The 21,273-nt window shown below is 38.4% G+C and carries 22 protein-coding genes; 3 read left to right on the top strand and 19 right to left on the bottom strand.

Annotation, left to right across the window (positions count from 1 at the left end; genetic code table 11):
- Nucleotide 1 precedes the first annotated feature (1 nt).
- From paaG to paaA, 7 genes are read right to left on the bottom strand one after another with little or no spacing between them, the layout of a single operon-like run.
- Nucleotides 2–793: a 2-(1,2-epoxy-1,2-dihydrophenyl)acetyl-CoA isomerase PaaG gene (gene paaG / locus MKX14_RS12735; RefSeq protein WP_033850325.1), complete on the bottom strand. Its 792-nt coding sequence runs from the start codon at nucleotides 791–793 to the stop codon at nucleotides 2–4.
- Nucleotides 793–1,566, bottom strand: coding sequence for an enoyl-CoA hydratase-related protein (paaF, locus tag MKX14_RS12730; RefSeq protein WP_240282603.1), 774 nt, complete (start codon nucleotides 1,564–1,566; stop codon nucleotides 793–795). Before paaF ends, paaG begins: the two co-directional genes overlap by 1 nt.
- A gap of 8 nt (nucleotides 1,567–1,574) precedes the next feature.
- Nucleotides 1,575–2,636: a 1,2-phenylacetyl-CoA epoxidase subunit PaaE gene (paaE, locus tag MKX14_RS12725; RefSeq protein ID WP_240282602.1), complete on the bottom strand. Its 1,062-nt coding sequence runs from the start codon at nucleotides 2,634–2,636 to the stop codon at nucleotides 1,575–1,577.
- Nucleotides 2,637–2,659: 23 nt separating this feature from the next.
- Nucleotides 2,660–3,160, bottom strand: a complete 501-nt coding sequence (gene paaD, locus MKX14_RS12720; protein WP_009391055.1) for a 1,2-phenylacetyl-CoA epoxidase subunit PaaD — start codon at nucleotides 3,158–3,160, stop codon at nucleotides 2,660–2,662.
- A gap of 16 nt (nucleotides 3,161–3,176) precedes the next feature.
- A complete protein-coding gene (paaC, locus tag MKX14_RS12715) occupies nucleotides 3,177–3,932 on the bottom strand; it encodes a 1,2-phenylacetyl-CoA epoxidase subunit PaaC (RefSeq protein WP_240282601.1) in 756 nt (251 codons plus the stop codon).
- Between the two features lie 12 nt (nucleotides 3,933–3,944).
- Complete coding sequence (paaB, locus tag MKX14_RS12710) at nucleotides 3,945–4,235, bottom strand: 1,2-phenylacetyl-CoA epoxidase subunit PaaB (protein ID WP_000389648.1); 291 nt, start codon at nucleotides 4,233–4,235, stop codon at nucleotides 3,945–3,947.
- A gap of 32 nt (nucleotides 4,236–4,267) precedes the next feature.
- Entirely contained in the window at nucleotides 4,268–5,206 is a 939-nt protein-coding gene (paaA, locus tag MKX14_RS12705; protein ID WP_039765472.1) for a 1,2-phenylacetyl-CoA epoxidase subunit PaaA, read from the bottom strand.
- 265 nt (nucleotides 5,207–5,471) lie between these two features.
- Here paaA and paaZ point away from each other — a divergent pair, with 265 nt between their 5' ends.
- Nucleotides 5,472–7,574, top strand: a complete 2,103-nt coding sequence (paaZ, locus tag MKX14_RS12700; protein WP_240282600.1) for a phenylacetic acid degradation bifunctional protein PaaZ — start codon at nucleotides 5,472–5,474, stop codon at nucleotides 7,572–7,574.
- A 43-nt stretch (nucleotides 7,575–7,617) separates the two neighbouring features.
- On the opposite strand, the gene sdaA is transcribed toward paaZ, so the two are convergent.
- The 4 genes from sdaA to MKX14_RS12680 all read right to left on the bottom strand — a co-directional run bounded on the left by sdaA (nucleotide 7,618) and on the right by MKX14_RS12680 (nucleotide 11,057).
- Nucleotides 7,618–8,997 (bottom strand): L-serine ammonia-lyase, encoded by a 1,380-nt coding sequence (gene sdaA, locus MKX14_RS12695; protein WP_240282599.1) that lies wholly within the window; start codon nucleotides 8,995–8,997, stop codon nucleotides 7,618–7,620.
- A 496-nt stretch (nucleotides 8,998–9,493) separates the two neighbouring features.
- A complete protein-coding gene (locus MKX14_RS12690) occupies nucleotides 9,494–9,928 on the bottom strand; it encodes an I78 family peptidase inhibitor (RefSeq protein WP_240282598.1) in 435 nt (144 codons plus the stop codon).
- Between the two features lie 163 nt (nucleotides 9,929–10,091).
- Entirely contained in the window at nucleotides 10,092–10,556 is a 465-nt protein-coding gene (gene soxR, locus MKX14_RS12685) for a redox-sensitive transcriptional activator SoxR (RefSeq protein WP_032003334.1), read from the bottom strand.
- A gap of 207 nt (nucleotides 10,557–10,763) precedes the next feature.
- Nucleotides 10,764–11,057, bottom strand: a complete 294-nt coding sequence (locus MKX14_RS12680) for a hypothetical protein (protein ID WP_086376736.1) — start codon at nucleotides 11,055–11,057, stop codon at nucleotides 10,764–10,766.
- A 453-nt stretch (nucleotides 11,058–11,510) separates the two neighbouring features.
- Between MKX14_RS12680 and MKX14_RS12675 the strand changes: the two genes are divergently transcribed.
- On the top strand, nucleotides 11,511–12,170 hold the full coding sequence (locus tag MKX14_RS12675) for an epoxyqueuosine reductase QueH (RefSeq protein WP_240282597.1): 660 nt from the start codon (nucleotides 11,511–11,513) through the stop codon (nucleotides 12,168–12,170).
- A 274-nt stretch (nucleotides 12,171–12,444) separates the two neighbouring features.
- Here MKX14_RS12675 and MKX14_RS12670 read toward each other — a convergent pair whose 3' ends face one another.
- Complete coding sequence (locus MKX14_RS12670) at nucleotides 12,445–13,920, bottom strand: PLP-dependent aminotransferase family protein (protein ID WP_240282596.1); 1,476 nt, start codon at nucleotides 13,918–13,920, stop codon at nucleotides 12,445–12,447.
- 112 nt (nucleotides 13,921–14,032) lie between these two features.
- On the opposite strand from MKX14_RS12670, the gene MKX14_RS12665 reads away from it, so the two are divergent.
- The gene (locus MKX14_RS12665; protein WP_086394625.1) at nucleotides 14,033–14,488 is read left to right on the top strand and encodes a GNAT family N-acetyltransferase; all 456 of its coding nucleotides are present in this window, start codon (nucleotides 14,033–14,035) and stop codon (nucleotides 14,486–14,488) included.
- Nucleotides 14,489–14,526: 38 nt separating this feature from the next.
- Here the strand turns inward: MKX14_RS12665 and MKX14_RS12660 are convergent, their stop codons facing one another.
- The 7 genes from MKX14_RS12660 to tssA form a co-directional block, all read right to left on the bottom strand.
- Nucleotides 14,527–15,684, bottom strand: coding sequence for a winged helix-turn-helix domain-containing protein (locus MKX14_RS12660; RefSeq protein ID WP_240282595.1), 1,158 nt, complete (start codon nucleotides 15,682–15,684; stop codon nucleotides 14,527–14,529).
- A gap of 6 nt (nucleotides 15,685–15,690) precedes the next feature.
- Entirely contained in the window at nucleotides 15,691–16,242 is a 552-nt protein-coding gene (locus MKX14_RS12655) for a hypothetical protein (RefSeq protein WP_240282594.1), read from the bottom strand.
- Nucleotides 16,243–16,371: 129 nt separating this feature from the next.
- A complete protein-coding gene (locus tag MKX14_RS12650) occupies nucleotides 16,372–17,325 on the bottom strand; it encodes a M15 family metallopeptidase (protein ID WP_213067371.1) in 954 nt (317 codons plus the stop codon).
- 7 nt (nucleotides 17,326–17,332) lie between these two features.
- Entirely contained in the window at nucleotides 17,333–17,953 is a 621-nt protein-coding gene (locus tag MKX14_RS12645; protein ID WP_133480516.1) for a hypothetical protein, read from the bottom strand.
- A gap of 12 nt (nucleotides 17,954–17,965) precedes the next feature.
- Nucleotides 17,966–18,772 (bottom strand): type IVB secretion system protein IcmH/DotU, encoded by an 807-nt coding sequence (gene icmH, locus MKX14_RS12640; protein WP_002114531.1) that lies wholly within the window; start codon nucleotides 18,770–18,772, stop codon nucleotides 17,966–17,968.
- A gap of 17 nt (nucleotides 18,773–18,789) precedes the next feature.
- Entirely contained in the window at nucleotides 18,790–20,154 is a 1,365-nt protein-coding gene (tssK, locus tag MKX14_RS12635) for a type VI secretion system baseplate subunit TssK (RefSeq protein WP_108011979.1), read from the bottom strand.
- Nucleotides 20,155–20,170: 16 nt separating this feature from the next.
- Entirely contained in the window at nucleotides 20,171–21,265 is a 1,095-nt protein-coding gene (gene tssA, locus MKX14_RS12630; RefSeq protein WP_240282593.1) for a type VI secretion system protein TssA, read from the bottom strand.
- Nucleotides 21,266–21,273 lie beyond the last annotated feature (8 nt).

Here is a 21,273-nt window from a genome sequence, read left to right as displayed (position 1 = left end):
CTTAGCGCCCTTTAAAATTTGGTTCGCGTTTATTCATAAAGGCTTGTACCCCTTCACGATAATCTTCCGAACGACCCGCAATACGTTGTAAGTCACGCTCTAACAGCACTTGCTCATCAAAGGTGTTATTGCTTGATTGATGAATGGCTTTTTTAATAAGTGATAGACCAAAAGTAGGCTGTTTCGCTAAACGCTCTGCAAGTTCAGTGACCTTTGTTTTAAGCTCAGCATCTTCAACCACATCCCAAATCATGCCCCATTCTTTTGCGGTTTCTGCTGGGAGCTTGTCACCTAACAAAGCCAATCCCATCGCACGCGCATGGCCTACAGCACGTGGTAAAAACCATGTACCCGCCGAGTCTGGAACTAAACCTAAGCGACAAAATGCTTGTACGAAGTTTGCGGATTTAGCTGCAATCACCAAGTCACACGCCAGTGCAATATTTGCCCCTGCACCTGCTGCCACGCCATTTACGGCGCAAATCACAGGCTTTGGCATATTTACAATCGTTTTAATCAGCGGGTTATAGTAAGTTTCAATGGAATATCCTAAATCTGGAGCTTCAGCATTTGGGTCAACTACACGGTCACCTAAATCTTGCCCTGCACAGAAGCCGCGGCCTTCGCCACTAATCACCACACAGCGAACATCTGGATTTTTAGTCCACAGGTTTAAAACCTCAGCCACTTCACGGTGCATATCAACGTTAAAGCTATTCAGTGCTTTTGGGCGGTTAAATGTCAGGTAGCCAACACCATTTTTTTCTTCAGCAATAATATTTTGATAGTCCATCACTCACCTCTAAACACTGGCTTTCTTTTCTCAAAGAAAGCATTAATCCCTTCGTTTCGATCTTTTGTAGCCGCCAGCCAGACAAAGTTTTGACGTTCAAACTTGAGCCCCTGACTTAACGTTGTTTCATGAATACTTTTAATTGATTGTTTAATTACGCGAATCGCTAAAGGCGCTTGTTTGGCGATTTTGGCTGCAAGTTGAACCGCATATTCGACGGTTAATTCGGTCGGCACCTCTTGGCTGCAAATGCCATGTTGCTCTGCCTGTTTTGCCGAAATCATCTCACCTGTCATGGCCCAGCGCATAGTGAGTTGTTGCCCAACCAAGCGTGCTAAACGCTGTGTTCCGCCTGCACCCGGTAACATCCCAAGGCCAATTTCAGGTAGTGCAAAACGGGCATTTTCACCGCAAATCACCATATCTGAATGCAAAACCAACTCAAACCCAGCGCCTAAGGCATAGCCATTGACTGCACTAATCAGTGGCTTACTAAACGCATCAATTTTCTGCCAAAGCTTCGGGCGAATATCGAGTTGCAAAGACACGGCATCCATTGCAGCCAACTCACTAAGATCTGCTCCAGCCGCAAAACATTGAGCGTTACCCGTTAAAACCACTGCTTTGACTTGAGCATTATGTTCAGCTTCTTCGAGCAACTCGCATAAACACTGCAAGGTTGCATTGTTTAAAGCATTTCTTTTTTCCGGACGGTTTAGGGTTAATAACAAAACACCGTCAGCAGCTGTACTGGCTTTGATCAACTCTTGCATGACAGCCTCTATTCATCAAAACTCAAACGAACATTTGGGCCTTTTGGTAAGGTTTGACAGCTCAGCACATAGCCCTTTTCAACTTCGTCTTTTTCAAGACTATAGTTAAGGAACATATCGACTTCACCAGAAACAACTTTACAACGACAAGTCGCACATACCCCACCTTTACAGGCATACGGTAAGTCAGCACCCGCACGTAAAGCCGCATCAAGAATACTTTCATCGTCCTGAGCCACAGAAACAATCAGCTCACGGCCATCTAAAATGATGTTTACTTTTTCTTCTTTACGATTTGCATCAGCTTCAGCACTACGTTTACGAGCCTGCCCCGTATGGAAACGTTCGGTGTGGATTTTTTCTTTTGCAATACCATAGTTTGGCAAAGCGCTTTCTACAGCATTCATCATTTCGTCTGGACCACAGGCAAACACATGGTCAAAACTCGTTTCAAGTACATCAAAATCAAAAAGCTGTTTAAGCTTTTCTTCATCAATACGGCCATTCATCAGTTCGCTGTCATTGAACTCACGAGAAAAAATATTGATGAGTTGAAAACGTTCTTTAAACTGATCTTTCAAATCCATAATTTGCTCGGCAAACATGGTTTGTTTCCATGAACGATTGCCATAGAGCAAGGTAAATTTAGCTTCTGGTTGTTCAAACAACACTTGCTTAACAATTGATAAAATTGGAGTAATACCACTGCCCGCAGCAACGCCTAAATAGTTTTGTCCGCCGACCTTGGCTGCTTTTTGAAAAAACACACCTTGTGGTGGCATGACTTCAAGCACATCACCCACTTTTAAATGGTCATTGGCCCAGTTTGAAAATTGACCCTGATCAATTTTTTTAACCGCAATGCTGATATCTTCTTTACCCGCATAGCTACAAATTGAATAACAACGGCGGATTTCACCAGCTTCTGTTAAATGGCGAATAGTTAAGTGTTGCCCCGGTTGAAATTGAAATTGTTCTTGTTGTTCAGGTACAACGTCAAATGCAATACAAATTGCCTGATCGGTTTGCGGCGTAATACTTTTTACTTTTAATGGTACAAATTGGCTCATAGCTGATTTCCTTATCTAAAGACTTAAATACATTTGAAGTAATCAAAAGGCTCAAGACAGTCCTGACATTTATAAAGTGCTTTACAGGCGGTAGAACTAAACTCGGTTAACAGTCGGGTATGTCGGCTTTTACAACGTGGGCACTCGACACCATCTTTTAAATGAACGTGAGTCCCACATTGATGCGCCAACCCTTCAGGTGGTGCAATGCCATAAACTTGCAGTTTCTTTTTACCCGCTTCAGACATCCAGTCCGTGGTCCATGCTTCTGACAAATCGACCATCACTTTGACCGGTGTCAAAGCTTCTGCGGTAAATGCCTCAACAATTTGTGCTTTCAACATATCTGTTGCTGGGCAACCGCTATATGTCGGAGTTAGACGAACAATAATTTCTTGTTGATCGTTAATCTCTACACCGCGAATCATGCCTAAATCGACAACCGATAAAACCGGAATTTCAGGATCACTGACCGTTTGTAGAACATCCCAACATTGGTCGATGCAATGACGAATCATTTGCATGGCTCACCTCCTTGTCTTACCAGGTCATTCCCGGATAAGTTCTTTGAATACTTTGCATTTCAGCCAACAAATAACCCAAATGCTCGGTATGCAATCCTTGTTTCGCACCACGGCGATAAGCACCGTTCACAGCAACATTTAATTCAAAACGCTTAAGCTCATCTGCAATGGTTTGGTTCCATTGTTCTTTTTCATTTGAAAAATCTGGAATCACGCCTTGTGCAACTAGTGCTTTTTCGTCTGCACTCAGTTCAAATAATTCAGCGGTAAAGCGCCATAAATTATTTAAACCGTCTTGCACACGTTGATGCGCTTCATCTGTGCTTAAACTTAAACGCTCCATCCAGCTTGTCGAAAAGCGGATGTGATACTTCACTTCTTTTAAAGATTTAACGGCAAGCGCGCTTAATTCAGGAAGTGAACTCTGCGTTAAAGCAGTAAATAAATGAAGATGATAATGATCCATCAACCACTGGCGTACGATCGTTTGTGCAAAGTCACCATTGGGTTGTTCGCACAACAAGAGGTTTAAAAACTCACGTTCTGTACGGAAATACGCAAGCTGGTCTTCATCACGTTGAGCTTCATCATATTGACCAGCCAAAGTCAGAAAGTTTCTTGCCTGACCCAACAAGTCCAAACCGATATTTGCTAAGGTAATATCAATTTCTAGCTCAGGTGCATGCCCACACCATTCAGCCAAACGCTGCGATAAAACCAATTGGCTGTCGCCAATATGTAATAAGAATTTAGATAAAACTGAATGATTCATTTGCCATTCCCCTTACATGTGCTCAATGCCGTCTGGGATATGGTAAAAAGTCGGATGACGATAAACCTTGTCTAAAGAAGGATCGAAAAATTCAGCTTTTTCATCTGGTTGTGAAGATTTAATCAGTTCAGAACGAACCACCCAAATGCTAATTCCTTCGTTACGGCGCGTATAAACATCACGAGCATGTTGCAGTGCAATTTCATCATCGGGTGCTCTTAAGCTGCCTACGTGACGGTGGCTTAAACCTTGTTTACTACGTACAAATACTTCGTAGAGCGACCAGTTGTTTTTATCTTCCATTTTGATTTCCTCAAATTTTTCCATAAATCTTGTTAAGCCACTTTGTTCGCTTCAAACTGCTGTTTTTTCGCGTAGACCACTGCTGCATCACGAACCCATTTGCCGTTTTCCCATGCTTTACGGCGTGCTTCGATACGCTCGTGATTACATGGTCCACGTCCGGCAATCACTTCATTAAATTCGTGCCAGTCAATCTCGCCAAACTCATAGTGGCCTGTTTCTTCATTGAACTTTAAATCTGGGTCCGGTACTTCCAAGCCAAGTTGCAAAACTTGTGGTACGGTGTTATCGACAAACTTTTGACGTAATTCATCGTTACTAAAGCGTTTGATTTTCCACGCCATGCTTTGTGCGCTGTTTGGAGAATGCTCGTCACTTGGACCAAACATCATCAGTGCTGGCCACCAATAGCGATTTACCGCATCTTGTGCCATCTGTTTTTGTTCTGGCGTACCGTTTGCCAAAGCCATCATGGCTTCAAAACCTTGGCGTTGGTGGAAACTTTCTTCTTTACAAATACGTACCATTGCACGTGCATATGGCCCATATGAAGTACGGCAAAGCGCAACTTGGTTCACAATAGCTGCCCCATCGACAAGCCAGCCAATTGCAGCAACATCTGCCCAAGTCAAAGTTGGATAGTTAAAAATTGATGAGTATTTCATTTTCCCATCAATTAATTTTTCCATCATGTCATCACGGTCAGCACCTAAGGTTTCTGCTGCGCTATACAAATACAAACCATGACCCGCTTCATCTTGTACTTTCGCAAGCAAAACTGCTTTACGTTTTAAAGTTGGCGCACGAGTAATCCAGTTTCCTTCAGGCAACATACCGACAATTTCAGAATGGCCATGTTGCCCGATTTGACGAATCAATGTTTTGCGATAGGCATCGGGCATTTGATCCTTAGCCTCAATCGTAATTTCATTGGCAATATTTTGTTCAAATTTCTGGTAATTGTTTTCCATTCTTTCATTCCCTGTAGGCATCACCCTTAAATCTATTTTTCGATACACTAAAAACAAAGTCAATCACTTTTTTAGTATCAAATTAAATCCCAATAACAAATGAGGATTAAATAATTGAAATTAATAAATATTAATTAAAAACAAAAAATCTTTTTACGTTTACAAATCAAAATAAAGTTGACTTTTAGACAAATTAATCTGAAATTATGAATCATATTTTTGCAATTTTTATAATTGATGTATCAAATAAAAAAGGAGTTTGGTCATGCTTGAACAAGCACACCTAGAAGGAACCTCAACTGACACAGATTTTCAGCAGTCTGAGCATCAACTGCCTCATCTTGCTTCTTCTGTCTATGGAACATGGCATTCGACGAGTGAAGAACTACGTCCTGTTTATCACGCCATTACAGGTGAATCGATTTATGCCGTAAGTAGTCACGGCATTGATATGAAACGTGTTGTTCAATATGCCAAACAAAATGGTTCAGAACTGGCTAACTGGACGTTTCACCAACGTGCAAATGCGTTAAAACAAATTGCCCAATATTTACTTGAACGTAAGGAAGAGTTTTACAAACTTGCTTATGCAACAGGTGCAACTCGTAAAGATGCATGGATTGATATTGAAGGCGGTATCCAGACATTATTTGCTTATTCAAGTCTGGTTCGCCGTGAACTCAATGACGAAAAAATTATTACCGAAGACAGCTGGATTCAATTATCTAAAAATGGAACTTTCGGCGCTAAACATATTTTAAGCCCTAAAGCAGGTGTTGCCGTTCACATTAATGCTTTTAACTTCCCAATTTGGGGAATGCTTGAAAAGATTGCACCGACTCTACTTGCAGGTGTGCCATGTATTGTTAAGCCTGCAACCGATGGCTCCCAATTAACTCAAGCGGTTGTAAAAGCCATTGAAGAAGCGCATGTATTACCAAAAGGCGCACTACAACTCATTTGCGGTCAGACGTATGACCTGTTAGAGCACCTAGGCCCACAAGACTGCGTTACCTTTACAGGTTCTGCTTACACAGGCCAAAAACTGCGTAATCACCCTCACCTCAATAAATATTCGATTCCATTTAATATGGAAGCCGACTCGGTAAACAGTGCAATTTTGAGCCCTGAGGCAAATGAAGAAACTGTCGATTTATTTGTGCGTGAAGTCTTCCGCGAGATGACCACAAAAGCAGGTCAAAAATGTACTGCGATTCGTCGTGCATTTGTTCCTGAAAATTTGTTAGCGACTGTGCAAGAGAAGCTAACTGCCAAACTTGTTAAAGTTGTGGTGGGTGATCCTCAAAAAGAAGAAACCACCATGGGTGCTTTAGCGAGCATTAAGCAAAAACATGACGTTGCAGAAAAAGTTGCCGAACTCAGCAAAGACGCAAAAATTGTTTTTGGTGGCAACGATAGCTTTACATTTAATGCAGATCATCCTGAAAAAGGTGCTTTTTTCGCTCCAACTTTATTGGTGTGCGAACAGCCTTTACAAGCGACACATGTGCATACCACGGAAGCTTTCGGTCCGGTATGTACACTCATGCCATATCAAAACATTGAAGAACTAGCTGACCTTGTTTCACGTGGTGAAGGTAGCCTAGTGGCTTCTGTCGTTAAAAATAATGATGAGAATATTGAACAAATTATTCAAAAAATTGCGCCTTGGCATGGCCGTGTGCATGTACTTGATGCAGAGTCAGCAAAAGAAAGTACAGGTCATGGTTCACCACTTCCACATTTAGTACACGGCGGCCCTGGCCGTGCCGGTGGCGGTGAAGAGTTAGGGGGTATTCGTGCAGTTAAACACTACATGCAACGCACTGCAATTCAAGGCTCTCCAAACAGCCTGACGCAAATTACCCACTCGTGGACTGCTGGCTCAAAAGTTAACGAAGACCGTGTACATCCATTTAAAAAGTCTTTTGATGAGTTAGTGATTGGTGAACGTTTATTAACAGCGCGCCGTACAGTAACAGAAGCAGATATTGTCAATTTCGCGTGTTTAAGTGGTGACTACTTCTATGCGCATACCGACAAAATCGCCGCGGCCGAGTCTTTCTTTGGTGAACGCGTTGCACACGGTTACTTCATTGTGTCTGCTGCAGCAGGTCTATTTGTAGATGCAGCACAAGGCCCTGTGATTGCCAATTATGGTATGGACAACTTACGTTTTGTTGAACCGGTTAAAATTGGTGACTCAATCCAAGTTGAACTCACCTGTAAACAAAAAACACCTAAACCACAAAAAGACCCATCTCAACCTGCGCATGGCGTTGTGGTATGGGATATTAAAGTCAAAAACCAACGTGGTGAACTTGTCGCAACCTACGACATTTTAACCTTAGTTGCTCGCGAGACTTAATGGTTAAAATGAGATGGGGTCACCTCGTCCCCATCTCATTTTTTTAACACTCAATGGCGTTAACAGCGAGGCCACCTTTTGAGGTCTCTTTATATTTCTCAGACATATCTTTGCCCGTCTCCTTCATAGTCTGAATCACTTTATCTAGTGTGACAAAGTGTTCATCGTCATCATGAAGTGCCATTTGGGCTGCGTTAATGGCTTTTACAGCCGCAATTGCATTTCGTTCAATACAAGGCACCTGAACCAAACCACCAATCGGGTCACACGTTAAACCCAAATTATGTTCAAGCCCAATTTCAGCCGCATGTTCCACCTGTTCAGGCGATGCTCCTAAAATCTCGGCTAAACCTGCCGAAGCCATCGCACATGCTGAGCCGACTTCACCCTGACACCCTACTTCTGCACCAGAAATAGAAGCATTGAGTTTACATAAAATGCCGACGGCTGCCGCACTTAGAAAAAAGCGAACTACTTTGTCTTCGGAAAAGTCTTTAGAAAAAGTTACGTAGTAATATAAAACTGCCGGAATAATCCCTGCGGCCCCATTTGTAGGTGCCGTCACTACTCGCCCGCCAGCGGCATTTTCTTCATTTACCGCTAAGGCAAATAAATTGACCCATTCCATCGCATGAAAAGTCGTCACAATCAGGTTTGAGTTTTTCTTATTTAATAACTTATCATGAATTTTTTTAGCCCGACGTTTTACGTTTAATCCGCCCGGTAATATGCCTTCATTAATTAATCCGTTGTGAATACATTGCTGCATCACTTTCCAGATTTCCATAATCTTGCTGCGAATCTCAGCTTCACTACGCCAGCTTTTTTCATTTTCAAGCATTAACTCGCTCACTGATAAATGATGATTCTTACATAAGCTTAAAAGTTCAGCCGCACTGTGAAATGGATATGGAACCTTAATGTCGTTTGTTTCAGTTTGAGTTGTTGCTAATTGCCTTTGACTGACAATAAAACCGCCACCAACCGAATAGTAAGTTTCTGCATATAAAATTTCTTGAGCCTCGTTGTACGCAATCAACTCCATTGCATTGGGGTGATAAGGCAAAGATTCATCTAAAAAAAGCACATCATACTTATAGTCAAAAGAAATAGTCTTTTGCTGATTAAGCTGGATGGCTTTATTTTCTAGAACATCTTCAATCAAGCTGATACTTAATTGGGTATCAATATGTTCAGGATCAAAGCCCATTAAACCTAACAGAACAGCCTTGTCTGTCGCATGACCGACACCGGTTGCCGACAGCGAACCGTATAACTTCACCTGAACTCTAGCTGTTGCTTGTAAATCGCTTTGCTTCAATAAATCATCCACAAAACTGTATGCCGCTCGCATGGGTCCAACTGTATGGGAGCTAGATGGGCCGATGCCAATTTTAAAAAGATCAAATACACTGATAAACACTGGGTCCTACCTTAGATTCATTATTATTCATATGTTCGTCATTATTGTGTCCTTGCGGATAGTTCTAAAATTAACATTAAGCTAAGTACAAATCACGAATAACTCTTCAGCAGTAGCACAAAAAGACAACGGTTGAGCAATTACTATAAATAACTTTGTTCACCGCCATAACTTTTGTAGTTTTTATTAGTAAATATAAATGTATTAGCGCCCCCTTCCTTAAAAACAAGTACAGGAAGTTGTACAAATAAAAAACTACAAATATTAGCCATTAGTCGCACCTCCCTATTTTTATTCATTTTTGCTGGTAAAGTGCTCTACATGGTTTGATACAACCTACTTAACTCAGATGCATAATTCACCTGTTCTTGCATCTGATGTTTTTCTGCCTCTAGTCCGCTAGAGGCTTTTTTTTGAGTAGGTGAAATAAAATAATAAAAGCCCGTCTTCTGACAGGCTTTCTTGTTCGGTCTTAAATCAATTTTTAATTAAAAAATTAACCACAGTTCGCGTTGGTAATTTTTTTAGTCGATGGATCAATAGTAACAGTGACACGGTTTGTACGATAATCCATTGTCATTGGCTGACCTGGAGCGACTCTACGTACAATTTCTGACTTGGTTTTTTGTTTGATTTGGTCATCAGTTAAGCCAGACTGACCCACTAATTTTTGAGCTTCTTCTGCTACACAGTTTGCTTGATTATCACGGAATAATTTCCATTCTTCGACGACTTGGCCATTTGGTAAGTGACAATACCCAACCTGACCATTTGCTTCATTTCTAATTTCTAATTTCCCACCTTGTTCAACACAATATTGACTAGCTGGGTTTGGTGAACCAATTTTTGGTGAAGTTAAATCTTTACGTTGTACAGATGAACAAGCCGTTAACGAAACAAGCGCTAAACCAAGAAAGATAATTTTTTTCATAAATTTTTGCTTCTTAATAAAAAAACTAAAGATATCAAAAAAAATCATGTTTCATGCCACTTGATTACAATAAAAAACTCACTTAGGAGTTCTATTCGCCATTTCTTTAATTGATTGGAATTTAAGATTTTTCTTTCTAAAAATAATTATCAAAATATTACGATCATGGCCTTTCCAAAATTCGTGCTCCAGATCCCTCTTGCCCTAAAACATCTTCTGGATTTCTTAAGGGACATTGCTCTAACGATAAGCAACCGCAACCTATACACCAGTCCATTTCATCCCGTAACCTCGTTAATTTTTGAATACGATCATCCAGATCTTTTCGCCAATGGCTTGATAACTCTTTCCACTGTTTAGCTGTTAATTTGCTCCCCATAGGATATGCGCTAAGAGCCTCTTTAATCTCATTTAAAGGAATTCCTACTCTTTGAGCAACTTTAATAATCGCAATATATCTTAAAACGATTAAGGGAAAACGGCGCTGATTACCATTAGTTCTTATACTTTTTATCAGCCCCTTCGTCTCATAAAAATGTAGGGTCGAGACAGGAACTCCACTCCTTTTTGCAACTTCACCCACAGTCAAAACTCGACTAGAGTCAGCTTTTTTATTTTCACTTATCATGATTAACCTCAACTTTACTCGAGGTTTATAAGAGAGCATCTTTGTTTTGTCAAACAAATAAACAGAACACTTAAACCTTCATAAGGCATTTGCGAATGCTTATAAGTCTTATCTAATCTTTTCTTTAAATCTTAAAAGATAAATTTAATGTGATTATTAATTCATTTAAGTCTATAAAATACCTTGCCGACAGTTAAAGTTAAGGAATTAACTTTGTAGGGTACATGGGCACCCGCAAACCCAAAACATGTTGTAAACGAAAGGCATTGGTGCTCCTAATGGATAGACCTTAGCTTGTTCGATCTTATAAGTTTTTTTACGTGACTCAATGTGAAGTATATTGTCAAAGCGAGCAACTACAATTCCCTTTTTATATAATTTTTTCCGTTCATTCTTTGCATCAAATTTATATACCAAAAAGTAAACTTTTTCTCCTACGCTGATCTCTGAATGATTAACCATAATGTAACCATTACAATACTTACATTGCCAATCTTTCATATCTCAAATAATCACACACTTAAATTTAAAAACTCACCGAATTTTATAGTATAGATTTATTAAAACTACAAATCTAAAGAAATATTTTAATTGAAAAAATAAGGTTTATTTGTGACACACATCACAATAAAAACATAAAAAATTTCAAATTATATCTAGAAACATCAATCACTTACCTAACTGATTTTCAATTTTATTATTTTAAAAAATATTAAATTTATCTATATTTTATATTTTTAAATATTATATTAGTTAGTAAATTTAAATTCGACCCTGTAAATTATTTTTAATATTTAATAATAAAATTATTTCATTATATTCAACTTAAAATCAAATAAAGTAATAAATAGTTTTAGATATTAAATCAATTTCATGTTTAATTGAAAATAATTCAGTTCACATTATACAAAATAAAAATATATAATTATTAGAATTGCAATTTAATTTTTTATTATGTCAACTCAACGTTTAAAATTAGAACTCCCATTTGGACATGATCAATTATTACTTCATTCTTGCTGTGCTCCTTGTTCAGGAGAAGTTATGGAAGCATTAATTGATTCTGGAATTAAATTTTCAATATTTTTTTATAATCCTAATATTCATCCGATAAAAGAATATCTCATCCGTAAGGAAGAAAATATTCGTTTCGCAGAAAAGCATAATATTCCTTTTATCGATGCAGATTATGACACGGATAATTGGTTTGCTCGAGCTAAAGGTATGGAAAATGAACCAGAACGCGGCATTCGTTGTACCATGTGTTTCGATATGCGTTTCGAGCGAACTGCCCTTTATGCACATGAACACGGCTTTAGTCTCATCAGTAGTTCGTTAGGGATTTCTCGTTGGAAAAATATGGCTCAAATTAATGATTGCGGAATTCGGGCAGCATCCAATTATCCAGATATTCAATATTGGGATTATAACTGGCGAAAAAATGGTGGCTCTAGTCGAATGATTGAAATCAGTAAGCGAGAGGAATTCTACCAACAGGAATATTGTGGCTGTGTATATTCTTTACGTGATACCAATCGTTGGCGTATGAGTAATGGTCGAGACCGAATTAAACTAGGTGTTAAATTTTATAGTAATGCCATGGAAGAAGATTAAATCTTATTCTCCTTAAAAAATTAATTCATTCTAAGCTGTATTTATTCCTAATAAAAAAAGGCCACATCTGGAGAATGTGGCCAAAAGGTGTACTGTACTGAGCTTTGATATTATTAGAATAATGAAGTTAGCTTAAAATAAGATTAATAAATCTTTTAAATTTAAATTTTTTAAAATTTCATCAAAATATTAAAATCGAATAAATATTTTGCCCTTCTCATTTAAAATAAAATCACTCTAAAATCCAGATATAATTTTGAAAAGTTTATCTATTTTACTTTTTGATACTGATGGCTAGTCTCTTAATATTTTCCACCATTTCCTCAGGTTGATGTGCAGCATAGCCCAACAGAACTGCTGCTTTTTTCGACTCAAGTTGACAATATCTTGATAGAGGTTGAATCTCTAAGTTCAATGCCGAGCAATAAGAAATAAACTCCTGCTCAGTCCATGATGCTTTTAACCAACATATAAGATGAATGCCTGAATCTGTTGGCTGAACGTCGAGTACATCTGAGAGGTGTTCATTAATAGCATTAATCAATACTTGTTGACGCTCATAGCATGCCTTTCGAACTTTACGTACATGTCGAGCATAGTGACCTTGTTGAATGAATAGAGCCAAAGCAACCTGCTCTAAATATGAACTTCGCACGTCAGTATAGTATTTAGCTGCACTAAAGGTTTCAATTAATGCTTCAGGTACAACCATGAACCCTAAACGAAACTCAGGAAACATCATCTTGGTAAAAGTGCCAGAATAAATGACTCTCTGCTGCTGATCTAAACCTTGTAGTGCTTGAATTGGGTGAATGCCATAGCGAAACTCGCTATTATAATCATCTTCAAAAATCCATTTTTCTTGTTTGTTTGCCCAATCTAATAAAGCAAAACGGCGAGCTAAACTTAAAGTTCCCCCTAAAGGAAACTGATGTGAAGGTGCTGTATAGACCAGTTTGCTTTTGAAATAATGATCTGTAATTTCAGAAATTTGCATTCCCTCCTCATCACTTTCGATCAAATTTATCTGAGCACCAAAACTTCGAAAAATCTTAAAAGCTGCATCATATCCCGGCTCATCCAAACACACTTCATCATTTGCTTGAAGCAAGGCATAGGCTGTTAAATGAATAGCCTGCTGCGTTCCGTTTACGATAATAATTTGCTCTTCGTTGCAGTTCAGGCCTCGAGTGGAGCGAACATATTCAGAAATTGCCTGACGCAAAGGTAGATAGCCACGTGGGTCGTAAAATTGACCAAGCTGATAATACGACTGCCGCCAAGCTTGCGTTAATAACTTGCCCCACAGTTGATGAGGAAATAAATCAATACAGCCTACCCCTACATGAAACATCTTTTTCTTTTTACTTAACCATGACTGCTTTCGCCATGAATCTAATAAAGCTTCAATATTCGGATTAATATTTAAGGAACGATGAGTATTTTTAGACGCTTTTTTTGAATTTTTTTGAACATGTATTAACTGATCTGGCACAACCTCAGCAACATACGTACCCGAACTTGGTTTAGTAAATAAATATCCCTCATCGAGTAATCGTTCAAGAGCTGCCAATACAGAATTTCTTGAAATTGACATCATCTCTGCCAAAGCACGACTTGAGGGTAATTTTGTTCCGGCAGTCAGCCTTCCATCTAAAATTGCATCACGCAAAGCCGTATATAATCCATCTTTAATCTGGCCTTTTGGCAAAATTAAATGTGGAAAAGATGCAGAAATTGGAGCGGCCATATCAAAACTGGTACTGTGAAAAATATCAAAAGTGTACCTTATAAAAATACCACTATCAAAACTACACTCTAGTTGTCGATTTTTTATTACTTTAAAACAGAGTGTAATTATTATGCAAAATCAAGGTCTTCAAATCGTTCCTGTTCAGCAGCAAGATTATTTACAATGGGAAAAATATTGGCTTGCCTACCAAAATTTTTATCAGGTGAATTTACCCCTTCATGTCACAAAAGTAACATGGGAACGTTTCTTCGATGAGAATGAACCTATGTACTGTGCCGTTGCTAAACAAGGTGAGCAGGTTTTAGGAATTGTGCACTATGTTATTCATCGTTCAACATGGGCAAAAAATAATTACTGTTATCTAGAAGACCTCTATGTTTCACCTGAAGTTCGTGGACAACACATTGGTAAGCAACTCATTGAATATGTGCAGAAGCAAGCTATCGAACACAACTGTGACCGTTTATATTGGCATACTCAAGAAACCAATCTAACAGCCCAAAAGCTTTATGACTGGATTGCACAAAAACCAGGAATTATTGAATATCGTATGCCTTTGAACTAAAAAAGTGAAAACACCAAAAGCTGGAGTGCTTTTGGTGTTTAAATTTTAGTATGAATAAGCTTTATCACTTTGTCATTAATGGTTGAGCATTGATTAAACGCTGCAAAACGCTTGAGCTCTTGCTCCAATTCAAAAAAGAAGAGCTCCATATTTTTTATTGTTTTTTCTAGATGCAGGCTAATCACTTCTAACTCTTTTATAGAGCGATGTGCTTTACAATCTACTCGGCCTACTAACTCATCTTGATATAGAATCGGCAAGCAAAAATAACCATATACTCGTTTAGCCGCTGGCACATAGCATTCAATGCGGTAATCAAATTCAAATAAGGAAGTAAGACGGTCACGATGAATAAGAGAATTATCAAAAGGCGACAGTATTTTTAAACCGAAATCAGTACTAACCTTTTGTTCTATTGCAGCAACATCAACATATAAAGTTTGACCATTCTCAAGTTTAATTGCTGATACAACACCTGCGTCAATTTGCTCCTTCAGAACGACACGCATAGTTTCTTTTAAATCATTTTTCTTTAGATGAACTAATTGTTTCCATGTAAATGCACCATGTGCTCGAAGCGTATTATTAAATAAATACTGCGCATATTCATAAAGCGTAGGCATACTTAAATCAATATTTTCAGGCAAGCAGCGCTCGGTCAAATCAAAGACCTTTTCCATTCCGTTACGTTCACAGATCATCAGGTCACCCTGCATATATAACTGCTCAAAAGCACGGCGGCCTGGTCCGGTATTCCACCAGTTTCCCAAACTCTTTTTATTATTCTTATCAATATCACGGAGACGAATTTTTCCTTCAGCACGAACACGGGCCAAAATTTCATTCATAAGGTGTTGATCACCTCTATTGAAATAACGGCTTTCTCCGTTCCTGACAGACATCATGGCAGGCAATGCATAGCGATAATCTTTCATAGGAAGATACGATGCGGCATGATACCAATATTCAAAAATCTGCCGCGCGCCAACCAAACTATTGAGATGACTTAGCTCATAATCAGGCACTCGGCTCCACAATATATGGTGATGAGCTCGCTCTACAACCGATATGGTATCAATCTGCACATATCCTAAATGCTCAATAGCCTGTAAAGTTCCATCCATGCCTTTTGCAAATCGACTGGTTTTTCCTAAGCCTTGATTAAATAAAGTGAGCTGTTTCAAAGAAGAATTCATTAAGCTTCAGCTTCCAGTAAATGCTTTTACTATTGCAATAATTGCTAGAACATAAGACACCAATGGTAAAATTAAAAACCATAAAATTGCACGCTTGTCTGAAGAAAATAAAACTTTAGTAGCTACGTAACTACTCCAACAAGAGTAGATACTGAAAAATAATATAATAAAACTAGATACAAGCTCATCGCTAAAGAAAGTATTTAAATAATTATCATAGATAAAAGTCTGAGTAATTGTAACCAAGACTACAGGTAAAGCAACGATAAACCATTGCATGACATTGACTTGGCGAACTAAGGTAGAATCAGGTTTCTGCACCCCACACCATTTTAAACGTAGTTCATACCACCAACCATAAAAAAACCAAACGACAAATGAAGCAACTGCACCAATTCCTGTTACTGCAAACCAGTAATTCAACCAATTATCTAAAATAAAAGAATATGATGAATAATTTGGTGTATTTGATGCGAGAGCCGTAAGAATCCGGATATCAATTCGGTCCATTACAAAGAAAACTGCCACTAAATAAGTCGCAAAATGGATATACTTCATATCCAGTTTCATAAAATTCAGAAAAACTCTTTAGGTTTAAAATATAATTTTGCGATTTGTTTCGGGCTAATCACTGAATCGATTTTAATGTCCAGTATTTTAGGTTCTGTAAACATATTTTTCTCTTTTTTAACTTATATCATTCGAACTTTCAGCAATAAGTTTTTCTGCCATTTCTTGAGTTTTTCTTAAGCCTGGCATACGAAATTCGGTATGCCCATAATCTTGGATAGATTTCCAACGTCCACCCCAAGTCAAACCAACCGATTCGGCGACTTGCCCATATAACCGATAGCCTTGCATTGCCCATGGATCTCGCTCAGAAATAACCACTTTTCCATTTCGCTTAAATGCTACATCAGCAGCTAAACCAAATTGGTGATAGCTTTGATAACCCCTCGCTCTAGTCGTGTTAGGATTGCCCGCCAACATGTTCTGACGTGCTGGGCTACGATAGCCTTCCAATAGAACCAACTCATAACCATACTGTTCTTTCATGATTTTAAAGACCATGAGTAAACGCTGTTTATAGCGTGGGTTCATTTTGTCCCATTTACGATCAACTAAATTTGTGTCCAGAATAGCTCGACCATCGAAACTGGCGTTATCAATCGGTGAAGAATTAATAGCTCCACTATTTTGAGATGAATATTGCTGTTCTAACTGCGTCGCCTCAACAATTGCGGCTTCAATTAGGCTTTCATCTACTTCTGGCGGTGGTGATAATATTTCACCATTTAAAAGTGCATAAATTTGAGGATCTGTTTTTTTCAGATATTCAGCTTCAATTCGGGTTGAACTAATAGGACGAGTAAAAGCAAAAACTAATATACTGGCAAACAAGAAAAAGCCTGCAATTACAATCCACCATTGTTGTAAATGCCAATGAGATTGTAATTTTTCAGGAGCAGCTGCCTGATTCATGGTTTGAGCAAATTGTTTAACCTGATTAAGCTGTTTACGCCCTTGGGGCAGTAATGACAAAACAAAATCTTTGCTTCTACTCCTGAGTTCATAAGACATTAAAAACGCTAAACCAATTGCCAAACATGTAAAGCAAAAGAAAATGAGAAAGGTCATCATCAGTTCATTAATTCACGGCAAAAGGACTTCGTGTAATTTTAATATCTACCGATGCTTTAGGTGGCTCAACTTCAGGTTCTGGTTCAGCTGGAGCTTTACTCTCAACTATAGGTTTAGCCGGTACCACTTGCTGCTGCGGCTTACTTATAGGTTTTTGCTGAGCTGGTTGTGTTTTGGGCTGAGCCGTTTTAGCTGCACCTGTCTGAAGTTTAGGTGCAACATGAACTTTCTTTTCACCTGTGAGCTGCTCATCAAATGGTGAAACTCGTTGTTCATTGGTAGCAACAGCTTTATGCGGAACAGGTTTAAAAATATTACTTAACTCATTATCTTTTGGCTGTTCAAAGCCATCACGACTCATTGAATCTGTTTCGTCGTCTTGACTTACAGCGACCTGATTTTGTTCATCAGAAGAATCTACAGCATCTTGATTTAAAATTTGCTCTTCCGTTGATTTACTCTCAATTGCTGCTGATTCTGGCGAACTCGGTTGAGACAAGAACAGGAATAGCGAGATGCTGACAAACACCCCTGCAATCACACCAATCACAATATAAAGTACTGGTGATTTCGGCTTTTTTTTATTCGATTGTAGAACTCGAATAGAAGTTGGTTTTTCCTGAGCCATTTCGTTCCATCATCAAGGTAAATAAATTGTAATATGTGCTTGCTCTTGAGGAGCAGAAATCACATTTTGATAGTTAGATAATGCTTTATCATTTTGATTGTTCAGCATAAATCTTAAGCCTGCAAAGGTAAGTAATGCAAAAATCAATAAAAAGATCAAAATCCAAAAGAAAGGTACTTCGCGATGAATAATATTTCGTATTTGATCGGGAATTGCCGAGAACGGCGAAAACGCAACTTTTTTCCCTTTTAAATAGTCAATTTCATCACCCACTCTTGATACTAGGTGGTTGAGACTTTCAATAGATTCAATTCGGTACTTACCCTGAAAACCGAGCAAAAGGCAGTAATGAAATACTTCTAAAGCAGCTAGACGTTCTTTTCCACGACTTCGCAATTGCTCCAATATTTCAAAGAAACGATACCCAGCTAACTGAGAACCAAACAAGCTCAATTGCAATGGGCTAATTAACCAAGCATTTTGCAAATTAAAATAGCTTGGGTCTTGTTGCGTTACGATAGTTTCATCAATCAAAGCACAAAATGCATATTTCGCATCATGAATATCATCAGCTGAAAATTGCAACTTTTTAGCTTGTTGCTCAAATTGATTGAGTAAATTTAAGATTTTTTCACGAAACTGCTGAGCATCTGCTGGCACGTACTGATTTCGAATCAAAAAAACCAAATAAAAGCCATCATGTAGTAAATCAATAAGATTAATTGCCTGTAGCTTTGCCTGAGACTGGCTATTATTGTTCCCACCCGTTCCAATTTGCCCATCGTCAAATAAAGAAGGAGCACCAGTGGATTGTGACATTTTTCTCTCCTTTACCCTTAAGCGTTCATAACCGCAATCAGTTCAATACTGATATCTTGGAAGCCAGCCGGAACATAAATACAAATCGTCTCTGAATCTAACATGCGCTGGTATAATTCATGATGCGGTTCAACTTCAAAATAGCTCACACCAGAACGTACTGGGATCGCTGTTGGAACCTGAATCAAGTGATGCAATGGAATTGCAGGTAATGCTGCAACTACACGTTGCTCTACATCTAAAGTGCTACCAATCTTGAATCGTAAAGGTACAATCTGGATTAACTCATGTGTCTGCATTGCGCTACTTGATACTGCAATATAAAGTCTAGTGTCTCGAGTAATCTTATCGGTCTCAAGACTTCCCACCCAATATGAAGGGCGGATTTCTTTAAGTGCAATACTGATGTAACGACTCGAAATAATCGTATCGAGTAAATCACGTAGAATCGTGTCTAACTGCGAAAAACTTTCTTGTAAATTATGGTGTTTATAGGCAGGCAACTGGTCGACATCATACGCCGTCGAGAAGGTTAATAAAGAACCTGCTAAACGTAACAATTCGAAGAACAAACGTTCTGGATGGATTTGTGGATATTGCACAAAATGATTCAGGCCAGCATGAGCTGTGTTTAAGGCATTTACTAACCAGAATGAAACGATATCACCTGAACGGAATTCAATTAACTTCTGTTCATTTTCTCGGTTATTGGTTTGAATCGTCTTAATTTTTGCCTTAATCACATTCAGTGTTCTTTTTAAGTTTGAAATGAGTGATTCTGAGGCATCCACGTGCAAAATTGGCGGAATAAACTTTCGATCAATTTCAAAAGCGCCAGAGCTTTGACGCTTAATCTTTCCAATCGGCAGATATAAGAAACCATCTAAATTATGGTCTGGATTACTATGTACATCTAATAATTTAAAAACAGCACGTCGGCGTAGTAAACTAATATCTGCTTCAGTAGCATTAGTAAATAAATCATGCGTTTCAACAAGGTGAGATTGATATCTACCCTTTTGCGCTTGATTTTGATCAATTAGATTTTGCTTATTTGCTTGTAAAAGCGGCAATGCTAAATAGATTAGCATCTCACCACGTAAATTAAGATCGTCTAATAAAATTGGTTCAGGCAATAGATCATATGCCGGTGCCTGATAAATTTCACCGTCTTGCCAGATCATCTCTACAGACTCAAGAGCAAGAATATGTGTGCTCAATTGAGCTTCATCGAAACTTAACTTTTGAACACCATACGAAAAAGGCACAACTGCGCGAACCGTATGATTTAGGCGTTGTTCATGATACGTATCTTGAATCTGGAAATGTTGAGGTCTTAAAAATAAACCTTCGCCCCACAGGACTTTTTCAGCTTTAAACATATGTCTTTACCAATCTTTATTCATATTCATTTTTAGGCTGCACACCTAACATTTCCTGAACCATTTGTAATGGATGCTCATCTTTGATGACTTGCGCTAACCATTCATGTAATGGCATTTGACTCCATTTAATCGTTTTTTGAAGCATATAGCTCACAGGGCTATGAGGTTCATTTGCTTGGAAGTAATCTGCGATTTCTTGCAATACTTTCATTGCTTGCTCACGGTTAGCCAAGTGCGTTTGTGCTTGAGGCTGAAAAGCTGGCTGATCTGAAACAACTTGTACAGGCACCTGATTTTCCATAGATGAACTCGTGATAACAGTAGCTTGTTCTTGGATTGGCGCAAGCCCAGTACCAAAAGCTTCTGCTTTATAAATCTTACGTAATGTGCTGTGAATGGTCTCAAATGCCGAATCAATAGCAGCAAAACTCGGTGAATCTAATCCCATTAAATGGTCAAGAGTCTGTTTTAAAACATCCCACTCAGTTAACACTGAACTAAAATCTTGATAATTAGAATATTGAAAAGTTTTAGAAGTATTAAAAATGGCTTGGTCGAATTGTTCTAGTTCAGATGGTCCCGACTGGCTGTCATACTCTTCAGTTTGTTTACGGCGAATATTTTCGTGATATAGAAAATTATCGTAATCAAGCAAATTATAATAAGGAGCTGTATTGGTTAAAGAAACTTTCTTTAACAACATCGGAAGTTGATTAATTAAACCTTGTAATAAACCAATCCGTTGATCTAAGTCATCATCTTCAATAACAGGGTGAATTTCTTGCCAATATTGATTCAGCATGGCATGGCTTAAAGTTAAACCTTTAGCCATACCTTCAAAACCATAAAGATGAGTCCAAGCCTCTAAGAGCCAAGTTAATAGACGGATATCTTTTGTTTTATCTTTTAGCAAAACACTTGTGTTCTTTGCTACAAAGTCCCAATCGGCTTGTTTGCGCTCAGCAACCCAATCACCTTGATCTAGTAATAGATCATCTTGTGTCTTGGCTTTTTTTATTTCATGAAATTCATTAGAAAACGAAAAGTCATCACCACAAGGTAAACTATCACTAATGGGTTCGAGTAGTTCAGAAATATCAATATTCATCTAATTTT

This window comes from Acinetobacter pittii, from assembly GCF_022449185.1.
In the GTDB taxonomy this organism is placed as follows: Bacteria; Pseudomonadota; Gammaproteobacteria; order Pseudomonadales; family Moraxellaceae; genus Acinetobacter; species Acinetobacter pittii_I.
Note: the sequence above shows the minus strand (reverse complement) of the source record. Positions and strands in the feature narration are given on the sequence as shown.

What these genes read in the sequence shown, in the direction of transcription:
- paaG (WP_033850325.1), bottom strand. Translation starts at nt 793, where the DNA reads ATGGACTATCAAAATATTATTGCTGAAGAAAAAAATGGTGTTGGCTAC.
- paaF (WP_240282603.1), bottom strand. Translation starts at nt 1,566, where the DNA reads ATGCAAGAGTTGATCAAAGCCAGTACAGCTGCTGACGGTGTTTTGTTA.
- paaE (WP_240282602.1), bottom strand. Translation starts at nt 2,636, where the DNA reads ATGAGCCAATTTGTACCATTAAAAGTAAAAAGTATTACGCCGCAAACC.
- paaD (WP_009391055.1), bottom strand. Translation starts at nt 3,160, where the DNA reads ATGCAAATGATTCGTCATTGCATCGACCAATGTTGGGATGTTCTACAA.
- paaC (WP_240282601.1), bottom strand. Translation starts at nt 3,932, where the DNA reads ATGAATCATTCAGTTTTATCTAAATTCTTATTACATATTGGCGACAGC.
- paaB (WP_000389648.1), bottom strand. Translation starts at nt 4,235, where the DNA reads ATGGAAGATAAAAACAACTGGTCGCTCTACGAAGTATTTGTACGTAGT.
- paaA (WP_039765472.1), bottom strand. Translation starts at nt 5,206, where the DNA reads ATGGAAAACAATTACCAGAAATTTGAACAAAATATTGCCAATGAAATT.
- paaZ (WP_240282600.1), top strand. Translation starts at nt 5,472, where the DNA reads ATGCTTGAACAAGCACACCTAGAAGGAACCTCAACTGACACAGATTTT.
- MKX14_RS12690 (WP_240282598.1), bottom strand. Translation starts at nt 9,928, where the DNA reads ATGAAAAAAATTATCTTTCTTGGTTTAGCGCTTGTTTCGTTAACGGCT.
- soxR (WP_032003334.1), bottom strand. Translation starts at nt 10,556, where the DNA reads ATGATAAGTGAAAATAAAAAAGCTGACTCTAGTCGAGTTTTGACTGTG.
- MKX14_RS12680 (WP_086376736.1), bottom strand. Translation starts at nt 11,057, where the DNA reads ATGAAAGATTGGCAATGTAAGTATTGTAATGGTTACATTATGGTTAAT.
- MKX14_RS12675 (WP_240282597.1), top strand. Translation starts at nt 11,511, where the DNA reads ATGTCAACTCAACGTTTAAAATTAGAACTCCCATTTGGACATGATCAA.
- MKX14_RS12670 (WP_240282596.1), bottom strand. Translation starts at nt 13,920, where the DNA reads ATGGCCGCTCCAATTTCTGCATCTTTTCCACATTTAATTTTGCCAAAA.
- MKX14_RS12665 (WP_086394625.1), top strand. Translation starts at nt 14,033, where the DNA reads ATGCAAAATCAAGGTCTTCAAATCGTTCCTGTTCAGCAGCAAGATTAT.
- MKX14_RS12660 (WP_240282595.1), bottom strand. Translation starts at nt 15,684, where the DNA reads ATGAATTCTTCTTTGAAACAGCTCACTTTATTTAATCAAGGCTTAGGA.
- MKX14_RS12655 (WP_240282594.1), bottom strand. Translation starts at nt 16,242, where the DNA reads ATGAAGTATATCCATTTTGCGACTTATTTAGTGGCAGTTTTCTTTGTA.
- MKX14_RS12650 (WP_213067371.1), bottom strand. Translation starts at nt 17,325, where the DNA reads ATGATGACCTTTCTCATTTTCTTTTGCTTTACATGTTTGGCAATTGGT.
- MKX14_RS12645 (WP_133480516.1), bottom strand. Translation starts at nt 17,953, where the DNA reads ATGGCTCAGGAAAAACCAACTTCTATTCGAGTTCTACAATCGAATAAA.
- icmH (WP_002114531.1), bottom strand. Translation starts at nt 18,772, where the DNA reads ATGTCACAATCCACTGGTGCTCCTTCTTTATTTGACGATGGGCAAATT.
- tssK (WP_108011979.1), bottom strand. Translation starts at nt 20,154, where the DNA reads ATGTTTAAAGCTGAAAAAGTCCTGTGGGGCGAAGGTTTATTTTTAAGA.
- tssA (WP_240282593.1), bottom strand. Translation starts at nt 21,265, where the DNA reads ATGAATATTGATATTTCTGAACTACTCGAACCCATTAGTGATAGTTTA.